The 1194-nt window shown below is 59.1% G+C and carries 1 protein-coding gene; it reads right to left on the bottom strand.

Annotated features, from left to right (window positions below; translation table 11 throughout):
- Positions 1-791: 791 nt before the first annotated feature.
- A partial coding sequence (locus tag AC1DKD_RS41390) for an aconitase family protein (protein WP_477144761.1) occupies positions 792-1194 on the bottom strand: 403 nt, incomplete at its 5' end.

Consider the following 1194-nt stretch of genomic DNA (forward strand, 5'->3'; position numbering starts at 1 on the left):
ACATCCCCCTGCGGGGGACGCCGGTCACTCTTCTTTGCTTCGGCAAAGAAGACTAACGAGAAGAAAGCCGACCCTGCCGGGGGCAGAGCAATCAGGCTATTTCGCGTTGTTGGTTTCGTCGTGCGGCCAGCAGTTCTGCTAGCTTCTGCCGCTACCAGCTTGCAGGGTCACGAATCTGCCAATTTCCGGGATTCGTGGTGCGGCCCCCGGTAGCGGAATCCTTGCCCATTCGGCCATCTGCCGTTACCRGCGCGAAGCACCACGACACATCGCCTGCCAATGGTTTCGTGGTGGGGCGGGCGCGGTGGTGAAGACCTCGGGCATATCACCCGGTGCCACCGCGCCCACGACGGAACCGGTGCGCCTGCAACTTCGTGGGCGGCCACTACGCGAGCGACAGACGGCTTGAAGCAAGTGATGTCTGCTACCGGGGGTCGCACCACGAATCCCGGAAGCTGGCAGATTCGTGGTCAGTCAAGCCGGTACCGGCAGAAGCCCGCCGGCACTCCGGGCCGCACGACGAAACCATCGATATCCGAAAGCCTTATTGCTCTGCCCCCGGCAGGGTCGGCTTTCTTCTCGTTAGTCTTCTTTGCCGAAGCAAAGAAGAGTGACCGGCGTCCCCCGCAGGGGGATGTCGTATTCCTTTGGGTGCAACGGCCAACACCGCCCCCAAAAAAACCAAATGCCCTCAAAAAAGGAGCACCCCGCCATGAACACCGCCAATAAACCATAAAAGAAAGGCCCCGCAAGGGGCCTTCCAAAACGTACCTATCGAAAACCAGTACCGCTTACAGCGTCACCGTATCCGCCACATCCTTAAAGTCTTCGATCTGATCGAAGTTCATGTACTTGTAGATCTTGTCGCCATTGGCATTCAGCACACCCATATCCGACATGTACTCTTCCTTCGTCGGAATACGCCCCAGACGCGAGCAGATCGCCGCCAGCTCAGCCGAACCCAGATACACATTGGTATTCTTGCCAAGACGATTCGGGAAGTTACGCGTGCTGGTCGACATCACCGTAGCGCCTTCGCGCACCTGTGCCTGGTTACCCATGCACAGCGAGCAACCCGGCATTTCCGTACGGGCGCCTGCCGTACCGAACACGCCGTAGTGGCCTTCTTCGGTCAGTTGCTTGGCATCCATCTTGGTCGGCGGTGCAACCCACAGCTTGACCGGGATATCGCGC

This window comes from Cupriavidus sp. 05T313 (assembly GCF_056396665.1).